Origin of the sequence: Allostigmatella hybrida, from assembly GCF_020103775.1 — a bacterium.
Classification (GTDB): domain Bacteria; phylum Myxococcota; class Myxococcia; order Myxococcales; family Myxococcaceae; genus Hyalangium; species Hyalangium aurantiaca.
Genome location: NZ_JAHXBH010000033.1, coordinates 54,402 through 76,103, shown reverse-complemented (window position 1 = coordinate 76,103; position 21,702 = coordinate 54,402). Strand labels below are relative to the sequence as shown.

The window sequence follows — 21,702 nt, the reverse complement described above, 5'->3', positions numbered from 1 at the left end:
CGGTTAGAACCAGCAGCCGTAGACGTTGCCGCCCGAGTTCCACTGCACCGTGTTCGAGGTGTCGTAGGACCAGACGCTCGCGCCGGTGCCGCTGTACGGGTGGCCGCTCCAGCCCCCGAGGCGGTCCGGGCTGATGGACCGGGACACCGTGTTCGGGTTGTTGGCGATGCTGGACCAGACGTTGCCGTCGTCGGTGCCACAGTTGCCCGCCGCCATACAGTTGCGCACCTGGCGCGCGGCATCGTCACAGATGCCCTCGAAGCAGGTGGCCTTGGAGCCAATGTCCGTCCAGAAGCCGAGGCCCGTGTTGCACTCGGTTTCCACCGCGTTGTAGAGCGCGTTGCCCGCGCTCACGAGCGTGGCATGGTCATACGTGTACGCCGACACGGCGCCGAACCCCGCCCGGAACTGGGCGTAGGCAATCATCGTCGAGCACACCATGCCGTTGTTCCAGCCGGCGGTGCCCGTGTTGACGCCCTCCAGGTCCCGGTACTGATACAACGTGTAATTCAGGGGATACCCGTTGTCTCCCTTGATGCGGAGAATCGACTGGCCGCCGTCCTTCTTGGACTGGGTGGCCTCCGTGGGCATCGAGTTGAGAATCCAATTGGTGATGGTCTCGCCCTTGGTGTCGTAGCCCGCCGAGGACCGGCTGCGCTGGTAGGCGATGTACTCCAGCCCGCCGCCGCCATAGAGGTACTGGTAGATGGCGCCCTGGTTGACGCGCGCCGCGCCCGGGTAGCCGGACGCCAGCTCGTTCACCTTCATCGGGGTGCTGCAGTAGGTGGGCCACCCGTTGGTGCCCGGGGTGTACATCGTCTCGTGGGTGACGTCGCCGCCGGGGCCGTGCGAGAGCAGCGAGTGCGTCCGGTACTCGCCCACGCCGCTGAGCACCGAGGTGATGGGGCCGCCGCTGCCGCGCGTGAGCACGAGCGCGCCATTGGGCGCGTTCCACCCCGCGGACGTGCTGCCGCATGCGCCATCCGAGGTATCCGACGCGCCCGCCCGGGCGGACGGTGCGGCGGTAAGGGCCACGGCCACCACGGCCGAGCCAAGGCTCTTCAGGACAAGCTGGGACATGAATGTGTCTCGCTGGGAACGGGGGTTTGACAACCGGGCCAGGAAGAAGATCACCAGGAAGGGGGGCCGATTGTGAGTCGATGAGACATGAAATGACAAGTCACGGGGGTGTGCCGCGCTGAGTCATACGTCTTGAAAGACACGAAGCACCGCGCGGCCCTTGGCTGTCTGTCCTGCATCCGGCTCAGCGCCGGCCGATGCCCAGGTAGGTAAAGCCCAGCTCCCGCATGCGCGCGGGATCGTAGATGTTGCGTCCATCGAAGATGACCGGCGTCTTCATCAGCGCCTTCATCCGCTCGAAGTCCGGGTGCCGGAACTCGTTCCACTCGGTGACGATGCAGAGCGCGTCCACGCCCTCCAGCGCGTCGTAGGGCAGCGCCGCGTAGCGGATGCGGTCTCCGAAGTAACGCCGCGCGCCCCGCTCGGCCACCGGATCATGCGCCACCACCTGGGCCCCCTTGCCCAGCAGCCCCTCGATGACTTCCAGTGAGGGCGCCTCGCGCATGTCGTCTGTCTTCGGCTTGAACGACAGCCCCCACACGCCCAACGTCCGCCCCGCCAGCGAGCCCCCGAAGTGCTTGAGCGCCTTGGCGACCAGGAGCCGCTTCTGCCGCTCGTTGGTGCGGTCCACCGCGCGCAGCAAGTCCAGCTCCAGGCCGTGCTCCCGCCCCGTGGCCACCAGCGCCTTCAAGTCCTTGGGGAAGCACGAGCCGCCGTAGCCCACCCCCGGGAAGAGGAACGGGTAGCCGATGCGCCGGTCCGCCCCCATGGCCTTGCGCACGAAGTCCACGTCCGCGCCCACCTTCTCGCAGAGCGCCGCCACGTCGTTCATGAAGGAGACGCGCGTGGCCAGCATCGCGTTGGCCGCGTACTTCGTCAGCTCCGCCGAGCGGCTGTCCATGTAGAGCACCGGGTTCTCCGTGCGGACGAAGGGCGCGTACAGCTCGCCCATGAGCCGGCGCGCCCGCTCGGACGCCGTGCCGATGACGACCCGGTCCGGCTTCAGGAAGTCCTCCAGCGCCGCCCCCTCCTTGAGGAACTCCGGGTTGGAGACGACGTCGAACGCCACCCGCGCCGTGCGGGCGAGCGCCTCCGCCACCTTGTCCGCCGTGCCCACCGGCACCGTGCTCTTGTTCACCACCACCGTGTACTGGCGCAGCGCCCGGCCAATGTCCTCGGCCGCCGCCAGCACGTACTGGAGGTCCGCGTCGCCGGACTCTCCCTCGGGCGTGCCCACCGCGATGAACACCACCTGCGCGGGCCCCACCGCCGGGGCCAGCTCCGTGCTGAAGGACAGCCGGCGCTCGCGCACGTTCTTGCGGATCAGCTCCTCCAGGCCGGGCTCGTACAGCGGCACCTCGCCGTTCTGCAGCATGCGGATCTTCCGCGCATCGATGTCCACGCAGGTGACTTCATTGCCGGAGTCCGCGAAGCACGTCCCCGCGACCAGCCCCACGTAGCCCGTACCGATGATGGCGATGCGCATGGCCTCCCTCATACGCGGGAGCCGGGGACGGGGAAAGTCTCCAGCCTCCCCGGGCCGCCCCCCACCGGGGCGGGCCGCTCACTGTCCGGTCAGCAGGCGGCGGAGCCGGTCGGTTCCCCGCAGCGCCGTGGCGCGGCCCACCACGCTGGCGGGCTCCACCACCAGCCGGTTCAGCAGCTCGCGCGTGGCCCGGCGCAGCGGCGGCAGCGCGCCCTCCACCGCCGGGGCCGTCTGGGGGTAGAGCCGGGAGAGGATGGACAGCGAGGTGTAGAGCGCCCGCTCCAGCCGCCACTCCCGGGCGCGCGCCCGGAGCACCTCCCCGTTCAGCGGCCGCGAGTAGGCGCCCCCCATCCAGGAGGCCCCCGTCACCAGCTCCCGCAGGTCCACATAGGACAGCCACGGCATCTGGAAGCCCTGGCGCGCCTGCTCCAGGCACACGAGCAGCACCGCGTCCTCCAGGTCCGGCCGGAACAGCGACGGGCCGTAGATGCGGTGCGGGTGCGCCCGCTCGAACACGCCCTTGAGCGCCTCGCGCCGCTCCGCGCCCAGCACGTCCGCGAAGAGGTGAATCAGCGTGCGCCCATCCGACAGCACCCGCGCGGCGCCGCTGTCCTGCTCGTCCTCCGCGGGCTTGAACTCCTGCTGCGCCAGGAAGCCCGAGAAGCCTTCCACGTCCAACCGGCGCAGGAGGATCTGAATCTCCAGCAGCGGGCGAAAGCCTCCGTGCGGGTAGAGCGCGTCGGCGAACGCCGCGCCCCCGAGCAGCACCAGCTTGCGCCCCTCCAGCACGCCCACCATCCGCTTGAAGTGGACAAGTTTCATCACGTTGTCGTTGACCGTGCCCTGGTAGACCGAGAGCAGACGGTCCCGCGCCCATTCCGGCGCATCCCCTCCCCCCAACCGGTACTCCAGGTTGTACGCTGCCAGTGGGCCCAGCCCCTGCGCGATGGCCCAATCCACGAAGCCCTCCCACGGTGCACCGCGAAGCGAGCCCCGCTGCGGCTCGAAGGAGGTCAGGGTCTGAAACAGGTCGAGCAGGCTCGGCGCCATGGTGGCGCTCCTTTAAGAGCCCCTCGCCCTGGAATCAACCCACCCGAGACTACCTCAGCGCAGGAAGTCGGAATTCCAAGACTTCCGCTACGACGCTTTGTTTACCGTAAAAATATATAATTGCGCAGAAACCGTAAAAAATCGTAGCTCTTGGAACTGCCGCCTGTCCGGGGCAGCAAAAATTACCGGGAGTTCATCATGATTCGAGTCTTGAGCGAGCGCATCGGTGTCGTGACCGCGCTGGCCCTCGTGGCCTGTGGAACCGAAACCGCCCCCCCTCCGCCGCCCAGAGAGACAGCCCACCACCGCACGGGGTTGCAAACCCAGTGCGTCCAGCTGCCTCCCACCACCCCCAGCTTCCAGCCCGAGCTGAAGTGGGAATGGACCGGCACCGCCGAATTCCGGCAGGTGATGTCCACCCCGGTGGTGGTGGACGTGAACCAGGATGGGACACCGGACATCGTCTTCAACGCCTTCACCGGCAGCAACTCCCAGACGGGCGGCGTGCTTCGCGCGCTCAACGGGGCCACGGGCCAGGAGCTGTGGACGGTGACCGACACGAGGTACCGCGTCCGGGGCTCGGCGCAGATCGCCGCGGGCGACATCGACCACGACGGCAAGGTGGAGCTGTGCACCGTGCCCGAGGGCGATGTGGGCCTCCTGTGCTTCGAGCATGACGGGACGTTCAAGTTCCGCACCTCGGCCTCCACCAACACCTGGGGCGGCCCGTCCTTCGCGGACCTGGACGGCGATGGGAGCGTGGAGATCCTCAACGGCAACCACGTGTTCAGCGCCACCGGGGAGCTGAAGTGGGTGGGCAGCGACGGCACGGGAGGCCCCGGCACCTTCGGCCCCCTGTCGTTCGCGGTGGACCTGGACGGCGATGGCTTCCAGGAGGTCATCAACGGCCGCGCCATCTACGAACATGACGGCCAGCTGCGGTGCGTCCACCCGAGCCTCGGCCAGGGGCTGGCGGCCGTGGGCAACTTCGACGCGGACCCCGCCGGCGAGGTGGTCATCGTCTCGGGCGGCACCGTGGCGCTGATGGACAGCCACTGCACGCCCAAGTGGCGGGTGAGCCTCCAGGGCGGCGGGGCCGGCGGGGCGCCCGCCATCGCGGACGTGGATGGGGACGGACAGCCCGAGATTGGCGTGGCGGGCAGCACCCGCTTCACGGTGATCGAAACCGACGGCACCGTGAAGTGGGCCAGCCCCATCCAGGGCACCAGCTCCGGCGTTGGCAGCTCGGTGGCGTTCGACTTCGACGGGGACGGCAAGGCGGAGTTCGTCCATGCGGACCAGACGCGGCTGCGCATCTACGACGGCACCAGCGGCGCGGCGCGCATCACCCCGCTGACGCACAGCTCGGGCAGCGCCTACGAGAACCCCATCATCGTGGATGTGGACGGCGACAACCGCGCGGAGCTCGTCGTGCCCTCCAACAACTACCTCACCTCCGGCGTGGCGGGCATCCGCGTGTACCGGGAGAAGACCGGTGTCTGGGTGAACACGCGCCGCATCTGGAACCAGCATGCCTACTCCGTCACCCACGTGAACCCGGACGGCACCCTGCCCTCTCACCCGGCCGCCCCGTGGCTCGTCCCGGGCCTCAACACCTTCCGCGCCAACACGCAGGGCAACGGCGTGTCCCCCTTCGCCCTCCCGGACCTCACCGTCACCGCGCTCACCGTGGGCTGTGCCCACACCGGCGCCCCGCCGCAGCTCGTCGCCACAGTGCGCAACCAGGGAGATGCCAGCGCGCCCGAGGGTGTGCCCATCGCCTTCCACCAGGGTGATGCGGCCACGGGGGGCTCCCTGCTCGGCGTCGCGACGCTGCAGGCCCCCCTACCCGCGGGCCAGAGCGTGGAGGTCCGCCTGGCGGCGGAGCTCAACACCCAGAGCCTGCCCTACTTCGTCCAGGCGGATGCCAACGCCGCCGGCACGGGGACGGTGACCGAGTGCCGCGAGGACAACAACAGCCTGTCCCAGGAGCTGACGCTGTCGTGCGGCACCGCGAACGTGCCCCCCGAGGCCGTCTGCAAGAACGTCACGCTGCCCGCCGCGGCCACGACCTGCAAGGCCACCTACAGCGCCGCGAGCACCCCCATCGACAACGCCAGCTATGATCCGGACCACGGGCCCCAGCCGCTGACGCTGCGCTACGTCCCCGCGGAGGGCGTCCTCGGCCTGGGCTCGCATGACATCACCCTGACCGTCTCGGACGGCCTGGACAGCGACCAGTGCACCGGGACGCTGACGGTGGTGGACGTCACCCCGCCCACGCTGAATGCGAACCTGTCCTACGTGCAGCTGAACTGCGGCGAGGCGCTGCCCCAGGACGCGACGGCCCACGATGCCTGCCAGGGAGACCTCACCTCGCGCATCGAGCTGGTGGGCTTCAACTCGATGCGGCCACACTCCGAAATCACCTACCGCGTGACGGACGACGCGGGCAACACGGCCACCGCCCCCGGCACCCGGCCCGTGGATGTGACGGACGAGACCCTGCCCACGGTGACGCTGCGGGGCGAAGCGGAGATGACGCTGGAGTGCGACTCGAGCGCCACCTACGTGGATCCGGGCGCCATCGGCGCCGATGAGTGCGAAGGCGCGCTGACCGTGAAGGTCTTCAACTCCGGCCAGGGGGGCTCCACCGGCCCGAACCTCGGGGCCCTGGGGACCTATGACGTGCAGTACCAGGTCAACGACAGCTGGGGACACTACGCGGAGGCGATCCGCACCGTGATGGTGAAGGACACCACGCCCCCGGTGCTGACCCTCAATGGCCCCGCGCAGGTGACGCTCACCGCCGGCACCGTCTTCCAGGATCCGGGCGCCTCCGCCACGGACCGCTGCTTTGGCAACCTGAACATGGCCGTCGTGCGCACCGGCACGCTGAACACCGATGTGCCGGGCACCTACCTGCTGACGTACACCGTCCAGGACTCCGCCACCCCCACGCCCTTCACCGCCCAGGTGCGGCGCACGGTGACAGTGGTCAGCGCCCAGCAGAAGGCGAGCCGCACCGCCCAGCGCTAACCTCAGCACAAGCGGGCCTCCCGGGACTCAGGCCGGGGGGCCCTTCCACGGCAGCGCCTCGCCCAGCCGCCACAGCACGTAGCGCGCCATGGGGCGGACCCGGGGCGCCAGCAGCAGCTTCACGGCGAACCACTCCGCCCGGTGCGCCGCGAGCCGCGCGCCGAGCAGCCGCTCCTCGGAGAAGAAGCGCTGGGCCAGGGCCCGCTGCCAGCGCGGCGGGGCCAGCGCCGCGAGCACCTCCGGCGGCACGGCGAGCCCCAGCAGCCGGTGCGCGGCGTCCAGCGCGTACCACGCCAGGTGCGGGAACGCGGTGCCCCGCGCCACCTCCACCACCCGGGGCCAGCTCAGCGCGGGGTTTGCCCGCAGGAGCAGCTTCAGGTCCATCAACCACGCGAGGCGCTGGAGCAGGTGGTTGCTCGCGTGCAGGGCCAGGTACACCAGCTCCTCCTCCGCGCGCAGGTACCGCACGCGGTGGCCCTCCAGCTCGAACGCCTCCGCGTGGGCCAGCAGCCCCCCGGCCTCCAGCGCCTGCCCACCCGTGGCGAGCGCCCGGTAGTGCAGCTCCACGAGCCCCGCCGGCCCATGAAACGCCCGGTGGTGCGCGTGCTCCCCGCCATGCCCGGGCCGCTCGGCCACGGGCACAAGGCCCAAGCCCTCCAGCGCCCGCGACGCGGCCTCCACCTGCGCGGGGGCCACGAGCAGATCCACATCGGTGGTGGCCCGGTGAAATGGCTCCGGGTAGAGCCGCCGGGCCAGGCCGTAGCCCTTGAGCACCACGGGGACGATGTCCACCGCCGCGAGCGCCTCCAGGCTGCGCAGCAGGAGTGCATGCACGCGGATGGCCCGCGCCGCGCTGCCCCGGGACTCCCGGCGCAGGGCCTCGCGCGAGGCGTCCGGCAGCGTCCACCCGGCGTGCGCCAGGGCCTGCTCGATGAAGCCCGCGAGCCCATGCCGGGCGGCGGCGCGCACCAGGGCCTCGGGCTCGCCGGAGAAGGCGGTGCCCGGGGCTTCGGGCCAGGCACGGAGCAGCGTCAGGAACGCCCGCGCTCCCACCCGGTGCTACCGCCCCAGCGAGACGACGCGGCCCGGCTCCGCGGCCTCCAGCGCCATCAGCTCGGAGGCGCGCTCGGCCACCGCATCGGCCACCAGCTCCAGCGCCAGCTCCTCGTCCCGGTTGACCTCCGCGCGGCCATCCTTCCAGGACATCCGCAGCCAGCCGACGCGCACATCGTCGTCCTTCACCTCGATGCGCATGTCCAGGGGCACCGCGGAGCCCGCGGGGCGCTCGGTCTCGAACACCACGCCGTCCGCGAACCCATGGCCCCATTGCTGCTGGAAGCGCAGCTCCAGGCGCGAGGCATCCAGGGCCTCGGCGAGCGGACGCAGCACACCCCACAAATCCTGGAGCGAGTCCGCCCGGCGCGTGGCGCGGGTGACCGTCTTCACCAGCGAGTGCAGCTGCTGGTTCTTGCGCCGCGCCTGGCTCACCGCGCCGGCCCGGCGCAGGTCCAGGTAGCCCAGCTTGCGCATGAGCACGAAGATGACGATGCCCATGCCCACCAGGAGCAGGGCGCTCTGGGCGCTGTTGGCGAAGTTGAGCCCCAGGGCGGAGAGCATGAACAGGCCGCACACGCCGTACAGCACGAGCACGGAGGCGCGGTGGCTGAGCACCATGCGGCTCATGAGCCGGTGGTGGATGTGCTCCTTGTCGGCGCTGAACATGGGCCTGCCCAGCATCGTGCGGCGCACCATGGCGATGAGCGTGTCCATGATGGGCAGCCCCAGCGACATGATGGGCACGAGCATGGCGACCGCGGTGCCGCTCTTGGTCGAGGTCTTCAGCGAGACGGCCGCGAGCACGAAGCCCAGGAACATGCTGCCCGTGTCCCCCATGAAGATGGAGGCCGGGTTGAAGTTGAAGACGAGGAAGCCCAGGATGGCGCCCGCCAGCGCGGCCATGAGCAGGCACATGACGACGTCCCCCCGCACCAGCGAGAGGATGAAGTTGGTGCTCACGCCGAAGAAGGCGACGCCGCCGGCCAGCCCATCCAGCCCGTCGATGAGGTTGATGGCGTTGATGACGCCCACCACCCACATCACGGTGAACGGCAGGCTCAGCACGCCCAGGGGGAGCTCCGGGCCGAACGGATTGGCGATCAGCTCCACGCGGAAGCCCAGCTGGTAGAGCCCCAGCGCCACGGCGAACTGTACGGCGAACTTGAGCCGGGCGTTGGCGCCCTTCAGGTCGTCATACAGCCCGAGCATCGCGATGATGGCCCCGCCCCCGAACAGGCCCAGGAGCAGCTCGCGGTAGCTCTGGAAGAGCAGCCCCACGCCGGAGTCCACCAGGAACAGCGCGCACAGCGGGGCGAAGAAGCCCGCCACGATGGCCACCCCTCCCAGCCGGGGAATGGGTTGGACATGCACCTTGCGGCTCGAGTTGGCCTGATCCACCCAGCCCCAGGCCAGCGCACGGTTGCGAACCACCAGCGTCAGCCCCAGGCAAACCGTCAGGGCGACCAGAAACGTGACAAGAAAGGTAATCATCGAAGGCGGGGCGCATCGTGGGGCCGGTTAACGGGGCGCGTCAATGTCGCCTTCATAACTCCCTTGCCCCCCTTCCAGGCATGCCACTTTGTTACGAGCGTATTGAAATCGTCTGCTCGTACATACGCAAAGTGCGTATGCCTGCCTGCTGCCAAGTCATTCCTTTCACTACCCGTTGCGCCGCCTGACGCAGTGCCAGGAGGCGCGGGCGGTCCTCGGCGAGGGCGCGCACCGCCTGCGTCAACCCGGCGACATCCCCCACGCGCAGGAGGCGGCCCGTCTGGCCGTCCTGCACCACCTCGGGGGCAACGCCCACCGGGGTCGTCACGGGGGCGAGCCCACAGGCCATGGCCTCGACGAGCGCCATGCCGTAGCCCTCCGCGTGGCTCGGGAAGAGCAGGATTTCCGCGCCCTGGAGCAGGCCGGGCAGATCCTCGTTGCGGTAGCGCGGCGCCACACGGACCTGGGCCCGGACCTCGGGGGAGAACGCGCCGCGCACCTCGTCCTCGGGGGCGCCGGTTCCCAGCAATTCCAGGGAGAACGGCACCCCCTGGGCGCGCAAGGCGGCCGCCACGGCGACGAGTTCCTCGCGGCCCTTGCGCTGGAGCCAGCTGCCCACGAAGGCGATGCGCACGGGCCCCTCCGGGGCGCCCGGCTCGGGGGCGGGGCGCTCCAGAAAAGCCCCGGACAGCCCATGGGGAATGACGGAGAGCCGCTCGCCCGGCACGCCCAGCCGGTCCCGGACGAAGTCGCGGTCCTGCGGGTTGAGGAGCACGGCATGGTCGGAGAGCCGCAGGGACTCGCGCACTTCCCAGAGGCGAAAACCCCCATGGTAGAGCGGGTACTTCCAGCTCACCTGGGCCCGGCCCGCGTGCACGTCCGCGCGGAGCTGCTCGGAGACGAGGTGCTCCAGGCCATGGCTGCGGGTGACCAGGGCCTGGCGGCGCCGCGCGCCCGGACGCCCCACGCGGGCCCAGGGCCAGCAGTCGCCCGTGGTGATGTCGAGCACGTCGAAGCGGTGCGCCTCCCGGGCCAGCCACGCGCTCAGGGCCCAGGGGAACCGGAGGGAGTGCAGGGCGGAGTGCGAGGTGACGCCGGGGAAGGCCTCGCCGTATCCATAATAGGAGACCTCACACCCCAGCCCCTGGAGCGCCTGCCCCAGGGCCAACGTCACCCCCGGGGCGCCCAGGTTCGGGTCGAGGGGATGGTGAATGCCAAGAAGGACGCGCAGGCCGGACACGCCGCCCCCATATCACCCCTCCGGGAGAAGATGGCCGCCAAGGGGCCCCCCTCCTGGTTGCTTTGAGTGGGCGCCCGTTCGGGCCACACTGCGGCGCGCTTCCGGCCATGTCCCTTCCCTCCTCTCCCCCTTCCGTCCCGGCGTTGCCCGATCCCCGTCAGGAGGGGCTCGACCTGTTGCGGGCCCTGGCCATCCTGCCCGTGCTGCTCTTCCATGCGCCCGAGACCGTGACGCATGCCCTCCCGGAGGGGCTGCGCCACGCCTTCACCTTCGGGTGGATGGGGGTGGACCTGTTCTTCGTGCTCTCGGGCTACCTCATCGGCCGGCAGGTCTTCACCACCCAGCCGGAGGCCCCCACCGGCTCGCTGCTGCGCGAGTTCTGGGTGAAGCGCTGGACGCGCACGCTGCCGCTCTACTTCGTGGTGCTGGGCACCTACGCGTTCCTCAAGCCGCTCGTCTTCGGCGCGCCCTTCGCCGGGGGCGGCTGGCACTTCGCCTTCTTCCTGCAGAACTACGCGCCCCTGCTCGACTTCGTGCAGAGCTGGTCCCTGTGCGTGGAGGAGCACTTCTACCTGGTGCTGCCCGTGCTGGCGTTCGCCCTGGGCGGCCGGCGGTGGCCCGCGGTGGTGTGGCTCGTGCCGGGCGCCCTGAGCCTGGTGGGGCGGATGCTCGTGTCGCGCGGCTTGCCCGAGGGCCTGACGGCGCTGGAGGTGGTGCCCTTCCTCCAGTGGCCCACGCACCTGCACCTGGATGGCATGGCGCTCGGGGTGTTCCTGGCGCGCACGGCGCCCACCTGGCGGCAGTGGCCGGCCGCGTGGAAGACCGCGTGCACGTTGCTGGGGATGGGCGTGCTCTCCGCCACGCTCGCGCTGTGTGGCCCGACCCTGCATGGCTCTGCCCGGGTCTGGGTGTTCACCGGCCTGAGCGTGGCCTTCGCCCTGCTGGTGGTGGGGCTGGAGGCGATGCGGCTGCCCTCCTGGGCGCGCAAGGCCGTGTACATGCTGGCGGTGACGTCCTACGGGACGTACCTGTGGCACGGGCTCGTGGTGCGCGTGCTCGAGCGGACGCACCTCTCGCTGGGCTTCTGGGGGCTGGACCTGCTGGCCTTCCTGGGCATCACCGTGGGCGTGGCGTGGGCCACGTACCAGGCGGTGGAGAAGCCGGGGCTCAAGCTGCGCGGGTGGCTGCTGGAGCAGCCCTCCCGGCCGCCCGTCACCGCGCGCGCGCCCTGAGGGCCCGGCGCCGCAGCGACGCGGCCATCATCCAAGGGGGAAAGCCCAGCAGGTAGCGCCAGCGCGGCACCTCCAGGTGCACGCCCAGGCTGCGCCGGTACAGGTCCACGGCCAGGTCCGGCCGCCCGTGCTCGGTGAGCCACCGCGTCACGTGCCGCACGCCCCGCAGGATGAACGTCAGCCGGTCCCGGCGCCGCCCCGCCCCGCCCGGGTAGTGCCCGCCCTGCTCCTGCTCCAGCTGGAAGCACAGCCCCTGGTGGCTCTGCTCCAGGCTCTTCGAGGAGGAGGCATCGTGCTGGCGGTAGCCCACCACCAGCGGCGCCTGCACCCACACGAAGCCCGGCTCGGTGCCCAGGCGGAAGAGGAGATCATGGTCCTCGGAGGCGATGCGCCGGGCGGTGAAGCCGCCCACGCGCTTGAGCGCCTCCAGGCGCACGGCGATGACGCACGCGGTGCGGATGAACGGCTCCGGGGCGCTGGCCAGGTAGTCCGTGAAGGCCCAGGCGCGGAAGGGCTCCTGCGTCACCGGGGCCAGCTCCTCCTCGCGCGCGAACGAGGCCACCGTGCCCATCACCACCGAGGGCCCGCCGTACATGTCGATGGCCTGGAGATAGGTGCCGAGCGTCCACGGAAACCACAGGTCGTCGCTGTCCAGGAACACCGCGTAGGTGCCCGTGGCGTGCTGCATGGCCAGGTTGCGCGCCACGCCCTGCCCCTGGTTCTTCTGGCGCAGCACCCGCACGCGCCCCTCGTGGCGCGCGAGCACCGCCTCGGTGTCATCCGTGGAGCCATCGTCCACGACGAGCACCTCGTAGTCGGTGAACGCCTGCGCGAAGACGGATTCGAGCGTCCGCTCCAGGAGCTGGGCGCGGTTGTACGTGGGGATGATGACGGAGAAGAAGGGCATGGCCGGCTACCCCACCCGGGCGCGCAGCCCCATCTCGGAGATGCGCACGAAGGTGGACAGCTGCCGCTGATACTCCGCGAGGCTCAACCGCCGCCGCAGCAGGGACTGGGTGAGCACCGCCGAGTTCCACGGCAGGGTGCCCACGAGGATGAGCCGCATGAGCTGCTCGTGCAGCCGCCCATGGTGCTTGCGGAAGTAGGCCAGACGCGTGCGCCACAGCTCCACGCGCACGCGGTCATGCCCCTTCGCGGACGGGCGGAACGAGCGGCTCGTCAGGTGGGTGATGACGGCCTCGGGGCAGAAGGCCACCTCCCAGCCGGCCTTCCACGCCCGGACACACCAGTCGGTGTCCTCGGTGTTCCCCAAGGGCGCGAGCTTCTCGTCCAGCAGCCCCACCTCGGCCAGCGTCTGCTCGCGCACGACGATGCACGCGCCCAGCACCCAGCTCACCCGGGCCTCCGCGTTGCCGTACTGCGCCGGGTCGATGTGCAGCGCCTTGAGGAAGTGCAGCGGGCGCGGCAGGAAGCAGATGTCGAAGAGCGCCGTGGAGAGCCCCATCTGCCGGAAGACGCAGTCCTGGGGCGTGCCGTCCGCGTTGAGCAGCCGGGCGCCGGCCATGCCCACGCGGGGGTTGCCGTCCATGAAGCGCACGAGCGTGTCGAAGGCGCCCTCGTGCACGAGGGTGTCGTCGTTGAAGATGCAGAAGTAGCGGCCCTGCGCCTGGGAGAGGACCTGGTTGTGGTTGGCGGAGAAGCCCTTGCGCGAGGTGTTGAAGAGCCAGCGCACCTGGGGAAAGTCCCGGCGCATGGCCTCCACGCCCCGCCCGTCCGTGGCGTTGTCCACCACCCACACCTCGAAGGTGCAGGCCTGGGTCGTCTGGAACAGCGTGCGCAGGCAGTCATGCAGCAACTCGGGGTTGCTGTGGTTGACGATGGAGATGATGAGGTCCGGCTTCGTCATGGCGAGGGCTCTTGGGGCGCGACCCTAGCGCGCCGGGCGTTCACCAGGGCAAGGATGGCGCGCAATTCGGCCACCAGGGGCAGCGGGCCCGGGAGCTGCTCGCGCACCAGGACGAGCCCGGCGAACACCGCGGCCCCCACCAGCGCCTGGGCCCAGAGCCCCTCGTGGACGAGGTAGGGCGCGGCCACGACGGCCCCCAGGAGCAGCAGGCTCACCGTGACGACGGGCTCCACCACCTCGGCCACCAGCCCCCGGAGCGCGGTGTTGAGGTGCGTCACCCGCCACGCCGTCACCCACAGCTCCCCCAGCCCGACGATGAGCCCCAGGGGGCCGATGCCCGAGAGGCCAAAGCGGTAGACGAGGTAGGCGCCCAGCGACCAGCGAGCCAGACCCACGCCCACGGTGACGGCCAGCCGCTCCCAGGGGCGCCCGCCGGCGTTCTGCGCGGTGGCGAGCAGGCCCGTGAGCGTGGTGAGCACGCACTCCAGGCTGAACCACTGGACGAGCGGCACCGCGGGCACCCACCGCTCCCCGAAGAACAGCGGCACGGCCACCGGCACGGCGAGCACCGCCAGGGGGATGAACAGGCAGAGCACGGCGGACAGGCGCCGCAGGGAGGTGCGCAGGTACTCGGCGAAGCCTGCCGGGTCATCCTGCAACCGGCAGTAGGCGGGGAAGGCCACGCGGTTGAGGATGATGCTGAGCATCATCGGCGTGGAGGCCAGCGCCCAGGCCCAGTTCACCAGCCCCACGGCCTCCTTGCCCAGGAAGTGCCCCACCACCAGCGGGATGAAGCCCGCGGCCACGGCCCCCACGAGCGGCGGGAGCTGAAAGCCCAGGCCATAGCCCAGCAGGCGCCGGACGACGTCCAGCCGGAACTTTCCCCGGGGCTTCCACGGCGAGGCCCACCAGATGCAGCCCAGCCCCACCACCCCGCGCACCAGCCCGCCGCCCACGAGCGACCACGCGCCCACGCCCAGCGCGGCCAGCCCGATGGTGGTGGCCACCTGCGCCACGTTCTCGATGAGCTCCGCGCGGGCGATGACCGGGAAGGCCAGCTGGCGCTCCAGCATCATCAACGGGATGACCCGCAGGGAGGAGAAGAACAGGCCCAGCGTCATCGCATAGACCATGGGCAGGGCTTGGGCGCCCAGGGCGTAGCCCTCCACGAGCAGGGGCGCCAGGGCGATGACCGTGGCGACGATGGCGGCGGTGAGCCCCTGGTGGCACCAGAAGATGGTGGACGTCTCATCCTCGGTGGGCTCGTGCGGCTGGCGCACGAGGGCGGCGCTCAGGCCCAGGTCTCCCAGGAAGACGCCCAGGGACGTGGCATAGGCCACGATGCCAAACAGGCCGTAGTCGCTGGGAAACAGCAGGCGGGAGAGGAACAGGGCGCTGACGACACGCAGCCCTTGCGAGGCCACGGTCCGTGCCAGCAGGACAACGATGCCCTTCTGCGCACGGGCCTTCACCTCGGTGGAGGACACTTCGGGGGTTGCGGTCGCGTTCATCCAGGGCCCAAGAGGGCGGAAGCTACCGGGCGGGGGCGCCCCTCACAAGAAGTCCCCGCGCGCCCGCCCGCCTGCCCTCCACGCCAGCACCCAGCCGCCCCTCACTCCCACTCGATGGTGTACTCGGCCTCGTCCAGCGAGAGCGGCCTGGCCACCACCCGGCCCTTGCAGCCCACCGCCGTGAGCGCCTCCTCCAGCACGCCCTGGTGGAACTGCACCGGCTGCATGTCCCCCAGGAAGTGCAGCCGCACGGACCGGTCGCTCAGCTTGACGTAGGTGCGCTGCCCGTAGCCCACCGTGGTGGAGTAGGCGGTGGGGGCGTTGGAGAACAGCCGCTTGGGGTCCCCCCGCCCGATGAGGTGGGTGAGCGTGCGGCCCACGGCGGACTGGAAAAAGCCCGACACGGCCGCGGCCCCACAGGCCCGGATGGCCTCCTCCAGCGAGCCCCCATGCTTCGGGGCGAGCACCTCCGCGGCGCTGTAGAGCAGTTGCAGGAAGTCCGAGGCCGGATACGGGAAGAAGTCGATGTATGACTTCTTCGAGATGCGCTCGCGCAGCTCCACCGCGGTGGCCTCGCCCTGGTGACGGCCCACCAGCCCAAGCACCGCGTTGAAGATGAGTCCGCGGACCGTGGTGCCCTCGGGAGCGAAGACCTGACGCTCCCGGCACTCCTTGACAGCCCGCGCGTGAATGAGGGAAGGCATGTCCCTCGATTGTGTCACGGCTCGGTCCGCTCCTGAGGGGCTGGTTGGGGGGCGCGTAGGATGTCTCACCACCGGAGTTCCCTTGACGTTCTCCATCTCCGACTCCTCCTCGCTGTCCAAGATACCGCTCTTCACTGAAACATTAACAACGCTCACTGGCTGGCTGAAGACACTGGCAAGCTCACCGCGCGTTCACCAGCCACCGCTTCCCGAGGATTGTGTCCACCTCGGTGCACTCCTGATGAACGTGTGGCGTGCAGGTGGAACCGAGAGAGCACTGGGCCTGACGCGAGCCTCGGAATTCCAGCAACGCTTTCGTACCGAGGCGGGCCCGCTGTTCTGGCAGAGCGCGGTGCTGCGCCGGTGCTGGGAGAAGCCGCGCGGGTACGCCGGAGACTTCCTCATGATGGAGGCGATCTACCGGCGCATGCCCGCCGGGGAGACGCCGCTGGGGCTGTGGCTGGACACGTGGGCGCTGGACTTGCCGGGCTTCCAGGCGGTGCGCAACCGGCGCGACATGCTCAGCGCGCTGCTGCGCCAGGAGCACGCGCGCGGGGCGCGCCGGGTGATGAACGTGGCCTCGGGTTCAGCGCCCGAGCTGGCGGCGGTGGCGCGCGAGGTGAGCTTCGAGAGCGTCACCCTGATGGACCAGGACCAGGGCGCGCTGGACACGGCGCTCGCCCACTTCCACCGCGTGGGCGCACTGCCCGCCACGCGGCTGGAGGCGCTGCGCCTGTGGTGCGGCTCGGTGCTGGCGCTGCTGCGAAGCCGCAGCGAGCTGGAGTCCGGCTCCCAGGACTTCCTCTACTCCATCGGACTGTACGACTACCTCACGGAGCGCTTTGCCCGGAGCCTCACCACGCGGCTGTGGGCGGGGCTCGCGCCGGGAGGCCTGCTGGTGCTCGGCAACTTCAACGCGGACAACCCGATGCTCCACTTCACCGAGAGCGCGCTGGACTGGTACCTCGTCTACCGCACCCCGGCGGACATGCTGCGGCTGGTGGAGGGGCTGCCCGGCGTGGCCCATGCCGAGGTGCGCACGGAGGACACGGGCTGCCTCCACCTGCTGGTGGTCCGCAAGGCGGGGTGAACCCCCGGAGCGTCCTCCACGCCTAGAAGAGGTGCTCGGGCTCGTCGTCCGAGGCGGGCTCCCGGGTGGCCAACTCCTCCAGGGCGGCCTCGTTGGGCAGGTTCGGCTCGAAGGCCGTGGCCACGGCGAACCAGGGCCCCACGGGGCGCACCCGCACCACGCGGAAGGACATCAGCTGACTGCCCAGGCTGGGCAGGTGGACCGCCACCTGCTCGCCGGGCTTCAGGGCCACCGGCGTGACGAGCAGGCACCCCGAACAGGAGATGTTGAAGATTTCCCCGGCCACCTCCGCCTCCCCCCGGAGGAACTGCACGCTCAGGCGGACACGGAAGCGGCGGTGGCGGCGGCGATCAGGGGTCGTCATGGCAACGCATTCCTTTTGGCTCTCTCCCAGTGCTTCCCACGTCTTGCCTCCGGAAGGAAGGGCCCCTCACGCCAGGGCACCTACCGGGGCGCGGCTTCTGTCCAAGCCCCGGCACCCTCCGCGTCCGGGAGGGAGGCCAGGCTGTTCATCCAGGCGTTGGCGGCGGAGTCCTTCGCCTTCGCGCCGCTGTAGAGCGCGCAGTGCCGCAGCCGCGGAGATGAGCGGAACCAGGAAGCACAAAGACACACGGGAGAGCTCAAGCCGTGTTTTTCCAGGCGTCCGTTGCAGCCGCGTGTATCACGCGGCCTGGCAGGATTTGCGGCTCCGGGGCGAGCCCTCCCAGGGGGCCGTGTTTCGAGGATCAGTGCCTTCTGATACAACGTGACGACGCCTTCGCCGCGCACCGCTCGCGAAGGCCGCGCCTTCCTCGCCTGGAGATGGATTCATGATGCACGCTTGCCCCTCGCTCGCGCGGCTCGCCGCGTGGAGCTTGCTCGTGCTGGGTCTGCTCGCCACGGGGTGTGGCGGTGGAGACTCCAAGCCCAGCACGCCTTCCCCGGAGCGCCCCGACGCGGAGCGCTCGACGGTGACGGTGAGCCGGTCCCAGGACGTGCGGGCCGATGGCCAGGACACCGTGGACATTCAGGTGACGGTTCGCGGGGCGGATGGGGCGCCGCTCCCGGGCCGCACGGTGAAGGTGGAGGTGCCTGAAGGCACCGTGACCCAGCCTTCGGCCCCCACGAATGCCCAGGGCGTGGCGACGGCGGCGTTGACCTCCACCACCGAGGGCCTCCGCACGGTGACCGCCTCGGTGGACACCGACGGCGGGCCGGTGACGCTCTCCATGCGGCCCACCGTGGCGTTCGTCCGTCCCTTCACCGCGGGTCCGCCCACGAAGCTGGTCTTCACCCAGCAACCGGGGCCTCACGCGGTGCGCGCGCCCTTCGGCGTCCAGGTGACGCTGCAGGACGCCGAGGGCCACACGGCTTCCTCCAGCACGGCCCCGGTGACGCTCTCCCTCAACCTGGGCGGGACCTTGAGCGGCCCGCTCACGGCGAGCGCGGTGGCGGGCGTGGCCTCCTTCGAGGGGCTCTCCATCGCCGAGGAGAACACGGGCTATGTGCTGACGGCTTCGGCGGCAGGACTGGAGTCCGCCACCAGCGAGCCCTTCACCATCTCGGACACGGTGCCGCCCGCCGCGCCGGTGCTCTCGCTGGCGAGCGCCTCGGCCACCTCCCTCACCGTCAGGTGGGAGGCGGTGGGCGACGATGGGATGTTCGGGACGGCCTCCAGCCACGACTTGCGCTACTCCACGGCGAGCATCACCACGGAGGCGGACTTCCAGGGGGCCACGCCTGTGACGGGCCTGGGCTCCCCGGCGAGCGCCGGCACCGCCGAGTCCGCCCTCCTGTCCGGCCTCACGCCGGGCACGCCCTACTTCGTGGCCCTCCAGGTGAAGGACAATGCGGGCAACACCACGCGCTCAGCCACGCTCTCTGTCTCCACGCCGTACCCCACGGCCACCCGGCTGGTCTTCAGGCAGCAGCCGCAGAGCAGCCAGGCTGGCGTACCCCTCGCTCCCATCCAGGTGGAGATCCAGGACGCCAACGGGCTCGTCGTGGGCAATGCCACCCAGGCGGTGACGCTGACGGCGCAAGGCGCCTCGGGCGCGGGCCCCTTCACGGCCACGGCAGTGCAGGGCGTGGCCACCTTCACCGGCGTCCGGATTGATCAGGCGGGCACGGACTACACGCTGATGGCCAGCGCGGCTCCGTTGCCCCCAGCCACCAGCACGGCCTTTTCCATCGCTCCCGCGAGCGCCTCGCGCCTGGAGCTGACGGGGTTGTCCTCGCCGGTGACGGCGGGCACCTCCCAGAGCCTGACGGTGACGGCGAAAGATGCCTTCGGCAACGTGGCCAGCGGCTACACGGGCACGGTGCACTTCACCTCCAGCGACACGCTGGCGGACCTTCCCCCGGATGCGCCGTTCTCCACGGGGGACACGGGCCAGCGGACCTTCGCGGTGACGCTAAAGACCTCGGGCTCCCAGACGGTCACGGCGAAGGACGTGGCCCTGGACACGCTGACGGGCACGGCCACCCCCCAGGTGGCTCCCGCTGCCCCGGCGAAGCTGGTGTTCCGCACGCAGCCCGTGTCCCGGAGCGTGCGCCAGCCCATGGCGGAGGTGACCGTGGCCATCACCGATGCGTTCGGTAACACGGCTCCCGTGAGCAGCCCCACCCTGATGGTGGCCCTGGTGGGCGGCAATGCCGCGGCGGTGCTCTCCGGCGATGCGCTGAGCGTGACGCCTGTCGCGGGCGTGGCCACGTTCTCGAACCTCCGCGTGGATCAGCAGGGCACCAGCTTCCAGCTGGAAGTGATGGGCGCGCCGCTGGATGACATCCGCAGCGAGCCGTTCACCATCGTGGACGATGTGTCTCCGGGCTCCGCGGAACTCACCTTCAGCCACAAGACGAGCCTCCAGGTGCGGGTGAACTGGGTGGCCGTGGGGGATGACGGCACGCTGGGCACCGCCACCCAGCACGAGCTGCGCTACGCAACGTCTCCCGTGACGCCGGAGACGTTTGACTCCGCCACGCCAGTGCCCCTGGGCGCGCCCCAGGCCGCGGGCAACGCCGAGTCGGCCCTGGTGACCGGGCTCATGCCGTCCACGGTGTATCACTTCGCGCTCCGGGTGACGGACGACGTGGGCAACACGGGCTTCGCCGCGCAGAGCACCGCCACCCAGGGGGACCCGTGCGCGGGCTACACCTGCACGGCTGCTGCGCCCATGTGCGGCGAGGATGGCATCTCGCGCATCACCTACACCGCGTCCTGCACCGACGTGGACAACGCCCCGGTCTGCCAGCAGACGCCAGTGGCCACCGCCTGCACGGGCACCCAAGCGGTTTGCTTCCAGGGTACGTGTGACACGGCGGCCCCGCCCGAGTCGGGCCAGCTCGTCCTCTCCGAGGTCATGCATTCGCCCTCCCCCGGGACCACCGAGTACTTCGAGCTGACCAACACCACGGGCAACCTGCTCAACCTCAATGGCCTCACGGTCTCCTACGTGAATGGCTCGGGCACGGCGTCCACCTTCACCGTGGGCTCCGGAAGCGTGCCGGTGGTGGTGGACCGGAAGGGAGCCTTCGTCCTGGCGTCTAATCCGGACTCCGCCACCAACGGTGGCATCCCGGTGGGCTTCGCCTACCCCGCCAGCGTCGTCCTGGACGGCTCGGGGCAGTTCGACATCTCCCGGAACGGGACGCTGCTGGAGTCGCTCGCGTACACGGCGGCCTTCCCGCAGACCGTGGGCAAGGCGATGAGCCTGTCCTCGCGCATCCTGGGCTCAGCGGCCCCTATGTATCCCTGGTACTGGTGTGATGCGGAGACGCCGCTGCCGGGTGGAGACTCCGGCACCCCGGGCGCCGCCAACTCCGCGTGCGGCATGGCGGCCACACCCTCCATCGACTTCTGCAACATCGAGTCGCCCAAGACGCTGCCAGCCACCACGGCGGGAACGTCCGTGGCCATCACCAGCCGCGTTCGCGGCGTGAGCGTCACGGACCGCAACCTCTCGGGCAACGACTACTACCCCTACCTCTTCGCGGAGCTGGGGTATGGCCCCACGACGGGCTCCGCGGAGGCCTGGACCTGGACGCCCATCCTGTCCAATGGCGCATACACCGCCACCTCCAACGAGGATGAGACGAAGGGCACGCTCACCCTGTCCACGGCCGGCTCCTACCGCTACGGCTTCCGCTACCGCTTCGTGGAGACCGGGAAGGCGCCCTCCGCGTATGTGTACTGCGATCAGGCGGGCGTGGCGGATCCCACCACCGGCTACTTCGGTACCGTGACCATCACGTCGCCCGCCCCCGCGACGGACCACGTGGTCATCAGCGAGTTCGCCGTCGCGGGAGCCAGCGCCAATGACGAGTTCATCGAGCTGTACAACCCGACTAACGCCGAGGTGAACCTGGCGGGATGGAAGCTCCAGTACAAGAGCGCGACCGGCACGGCTTACAACAACAGCTACACCCTGCCCGCGGACGCGAAGATTGGCGCGCACCGCTTCTACCTGGTGACGGGCAATTCCTACAGCGGCACCCCGGCGGGAGATGCTTCCTATGGCGCTGCGATTCAGCTCGCTGGCGCCGTGGGGCATATCCGCCTGGGTAAGCCGGGCATCGGCACGGGCGTGAATGATGCCCTGGCGGTGGACAAGGTCGGGTACGGCGCCACGGCGAACTCCCCCGAGGGCACTCCCATCACGGGAACCCTGGCCACCCTGGGCACCTATGAGCGCAAGGCGGTGAGCACTTCCACCGCCACGACCATGGCCAGCGGGGGCGCCGATGCGCTCCGGGGCAACGGCCACGACTCGGACAACAACGCGATGGACTTCGTGCTGCGCGAGGTGCGCGGGCCCCAGAACACCGCGAGCACCGCCGAGGCCCCGTAAGTTGAATCTGCGGCGTATCCTGAGGTC

The 21,702-nt window shown here is 70.3% G+C and carries 15 protein-coding genes; 4 read left to right on the top strand and 11 right to left on the bottom strand.

Annotated features, from left to right (window positions below; translation table 11 throughout):
• Positions 1-3: 3 nt before the first annotated feature.
• The 3 genes from KY661_RS32360 to KY661_RS32350 all read right to left on the bottom strand — a co-directional run bounded on the left by KY661_RS32360 (position 4) and on the right by KY661_RS32350 (position 3,616).
• A complete protein-coding gene (locus KY661_RS32360) occupies positions 4-1,080 on the bottom strand; it encodes a hypothetical protein (protein ID WP_225413879.1) in 1,077 nt (358 codons plus the stop codon).
• Between the two features lie 184 nt (positions 1,081-1,264).
• Complete coding sequence (locus tag KY661_RS32355; RefSeq protein WP_225413878.1) at positions 1,265-2,566, bottom strand: UDP-glucose dehydrogenase family protein; 1,302 nt, start codon at positions 2,564-2,566, stop codon at positions 1,265-1,267.
• 78 nt (positions 2,567-2,644) lie between these two features.
• Positions 2,645-3,616, bottom strand: coding sequence for a nucleotidyltransferase family protein (locus KY661_RS32350; protein WP_225413877.1), 972 nt, complete (start codon positions 3,614-3,616; stop codon positions 2,645-2,647).
• Positions 3,617-3,814: 198 nt separating this feature from the next.
• On the opposite strand from KY661_RS32350, the gene KY661_RS32345 reads away from it, so the two are divergent.
• On the top strand, positions 3,815-6,655 hold the full coding sequence (locus KY661_RS32345) for an immunoglobulin-like domain-containing protein (RefSeq protein WP_225413876.1): 2,841 nt from the start codon (positions 3,815-3,817) through the stop codon (positions 6,653-6,655).
• 27 nt (positions 6,656-6,682) lie between these two features.
• Here the strand turns inward: KY661_RS32345 and KY661_RS32340 are convergent, their stop codons facing one another.
• The 3 genes from KY661_RS32340 to KY661_RS32330 all read right to left on the bottom strand — a co-directional run bounded on the left by KY661_RS32340 (position 6,683) and on the right by KY661_RS32330 (position 10,442).
• Positions 6,683-7,708: a nucleotidyltransferase family protein gene (locus tag KY661_RS32340; protein WP_225413875.1), complete on the bottom strand. Its 1,026-nt coding sequence runs from the start codon at positions 7,706-7,708 to the stop codon at positions 6,683-6,685.
• Between the two features lie 6 nt (positions 7,709-7,714).
• Positions 7,715-9,202, bottom strand: coding sequence for an MraY family glycosyltransferase (locus tag KY661_RS32335; RefSeq protein ID WP_225413874.1), 1,488 nt, complete (start codon positions 9,200-9,202; stop codon positions 7,715-7,717).
• Between the two features lie 91 nt (positions 9,203-9,293).
• The gene (locus tag KY661_RS32330; RefSeq protein ID WP_225413873.1) at positions 9,294-10,442 is read right to left on the bottom strand and encodes a glycosyltransferase family 4 protein; all 1,149 of its coding nucleotides are present in this window, start codon (positions 10,440-10,442) and stop codon (positions 9,294-9,296) included.
• Between the two features lie 107 nt (positions 10,443-10,549).
• On the opposite strand from KY661_RS32330, the gene KY661_RS32325 reads away from it, so the two are divergent.
• Entirely contained in the window at positions 10,550-11,674 is a 1,125-nt protein-coding gene (locus KY661_RS32325) for an acyltransferase family protein (protein ID WP_225413872.1), read from the top strand.
• On the opposite strand, the gene KY661_RS32320 is transcribed toward KY661_RS32325, so the two are convergent.
• From KY661_RS32320 to KY661_RS32305, 4 genes are all read right to left on the bottom strand, one after another.
• Positions 11,655-12,581, bottom strand: a complete 927-nt coding sequence (locus KY661_RS32320) for a glycosyltransferase family 2 protein (protein ID WP_225413871.1) — start codon at positions 12,579-12,581, stop codon at positions 11,655-11,657. The genes KY661_RS32325 and KY661_RS32320 overlap by 20 nt on opposite strands.
• Positions 12,582-12,587: 6 nt before the next feature.
• Positions 12,588-13,541: a glycosyltransferase family 2 protein gene (locus KY661_RS32315; RefSeq protein WP_225413870.1), complete on the bottom strand. Its 954-nt coding sequence runs from the start codon at positions 13,539-13,541 to the stop codon at positions 12,588-12,590.
• Positions 13,538-15,052, bottom strand: a complete 1,515-nt coding sequence (locus KY661_RS32310; protein ID WP_225413869.1) for an oligosaccharide flippase family protein — start codon at positions 15,050-15,052, stop codon at positions 13,538-13,540. The genes KY661_RS32315 and KY661_RS32310 overlap by 4 nt, the downstream gene beginning before the upstream one ends.
• Before the next feature lie 101 nt (positions 15,053-15,153).
• On the bottom strand, positions 15,154-15,756 hold the full coding sequence (locus KY661_RS32305; RefSeq protein ID WP_225413868.1) for a DUF2378 family protein: 603 nt from the start codon (positions 15,754-15,756) through the stop codon (positions 15,154-15,156).
• 241 nt (positions 15,757-15,997) lie between these two features.
• Here KY661_RS32305 and KY661_RS32300 point away from each other — a divergent pair, with 241 nt between their 5' ends.
• Positions 15,998-16,846, top strand: a complete 849-nt coding sequence (locus tag KY661_RS32300) for a class I SAM-dependent methyltransferase (RefSeq protein ID WP_225413867.1) — start codon at positions 15,998-16,000, stop codon at positions 16,844-16,846.
• Positions 16,847-16,868: 22 nt separating this feature from the next.
• Here KY661_RS32300 and KY661_RS32295 read toward each other — a convergent pair whose 3' ends face one another.
• On the bottom strand, positions 16,869-17,210 hold the full coding sequence (locus KY661_RS32295; protein ID WP_225413866.1) for a PilZ domain-containing protein: 342 nt from the start codon (positions 17,208-17,210) through the stop codon (positions 16,869-16,871).
• Positions 17,211-17,655: 445 nt separating this feature from the next.
• On the opposite strand from KY661_RS32295, the gene KY661_RS32290 reads away from it, so the two are divergent.
• A complete protein-coding gene (locus KY661_RS32290) occupies positions 17,656-21,675 on the top strand; it encodes a lamin tail domain-containing protein (RefSeq protein WP_225413865.1) in 4,020 nt (1,339 codons plus the stop codon).
• Positions 21,676-21,702: the final 27 nt, after the last annotated feature.

Coding starts and splice junctions, on each gene's coding strand:
- KY661_RS32360 (WP_225413879.1), bottom strand. CDS start 1,080: ATGTCCCAGCTTGTCCTGAAGAGCCTTGGCTCGGCCGTGGTGGCCGTG.
- KY661_RS32345 (WP_225413876.1), top strand. CDS start 3,815: ATGATTCGAGTCTTGAGCGAGCGCATCGGTGTCGTGACCGCGCTGGCC.
- KY661_RS32320 (WP_225413871.1), bottom strand. CDS start 12,581: ATGCCCTTCTTCTCCGTCATCATCCCCACGTACAACCGCGCCCAGCTC.
- KY661_RS32355 (WP_225413878.1), bottom strand. CDS start 2,566: ATGCGCATCGCCATCATCGGTACGGGCTACGTGGGGCTGGTCGCGGGG.
- KY661_RS32305 (WP_225413868.1), bottom strand. CDS start 15,756: ATGCCTTCCCTCATTCACGCGCGGGCTGTCAAGGAGTGCCGGGAGCGT.
- KY661_RS32300 (WP_225413867.1), top strand. CDS start 15,998: ATGAACGTGTGGCGTGCAGGTGGAACCGAGAGAGCACTGGGCCTGACG.
- KY661_RS32325 (WP_225413872.1), top strand. CDS start 10,550: ATGTCCCTTCCCTCCTCTCCCCCTTCCGTCCCGGCGTTGCCCGATCCC.
- KY661_RS32295 (WP_225413866.1), bottom strand. CDS start 17,210: ATGACGACCCCTGATCGCCGCCGCCACCGCCGCTTCCGTGTCCGCCTG.
- KY661_RS32335 (WP_225413874.1), bottom strand. CDS start 9,202: ATGATTACCTTTCTTGTCACGTTTCTGGTCGCCCTGACGGTTTGCCTG.
- KY661_RS32350 (WP_225413877.1), bottom strand. CDS start 3,616: ATGGCGCCGAGCCTGCTCGACCTGTTTCAGACCCTGACCTCCTTCGAG.
- KY661_RS32315 (WP_225413870.1), bottom strand. CDS start 13,541: ATGACGAAGCCGGACCTCATCATCTCCATCGTCAACCACAGCAACCCC.
- KY661_RS32290 (WP_225413865.1), top strand. CDS start 17,656: ATGATGCACGCTTGCCCCTCGCTCGCGCGGCTCGCCGCGTGGAGCTTG.
- KY661_RS32310 (WP_225413869.1), bottom strand. CDS start 15,052: ATGAACGCGACCGCAACCCCCGAAGTGTCCTCCACCGAGGTGAAGGCC.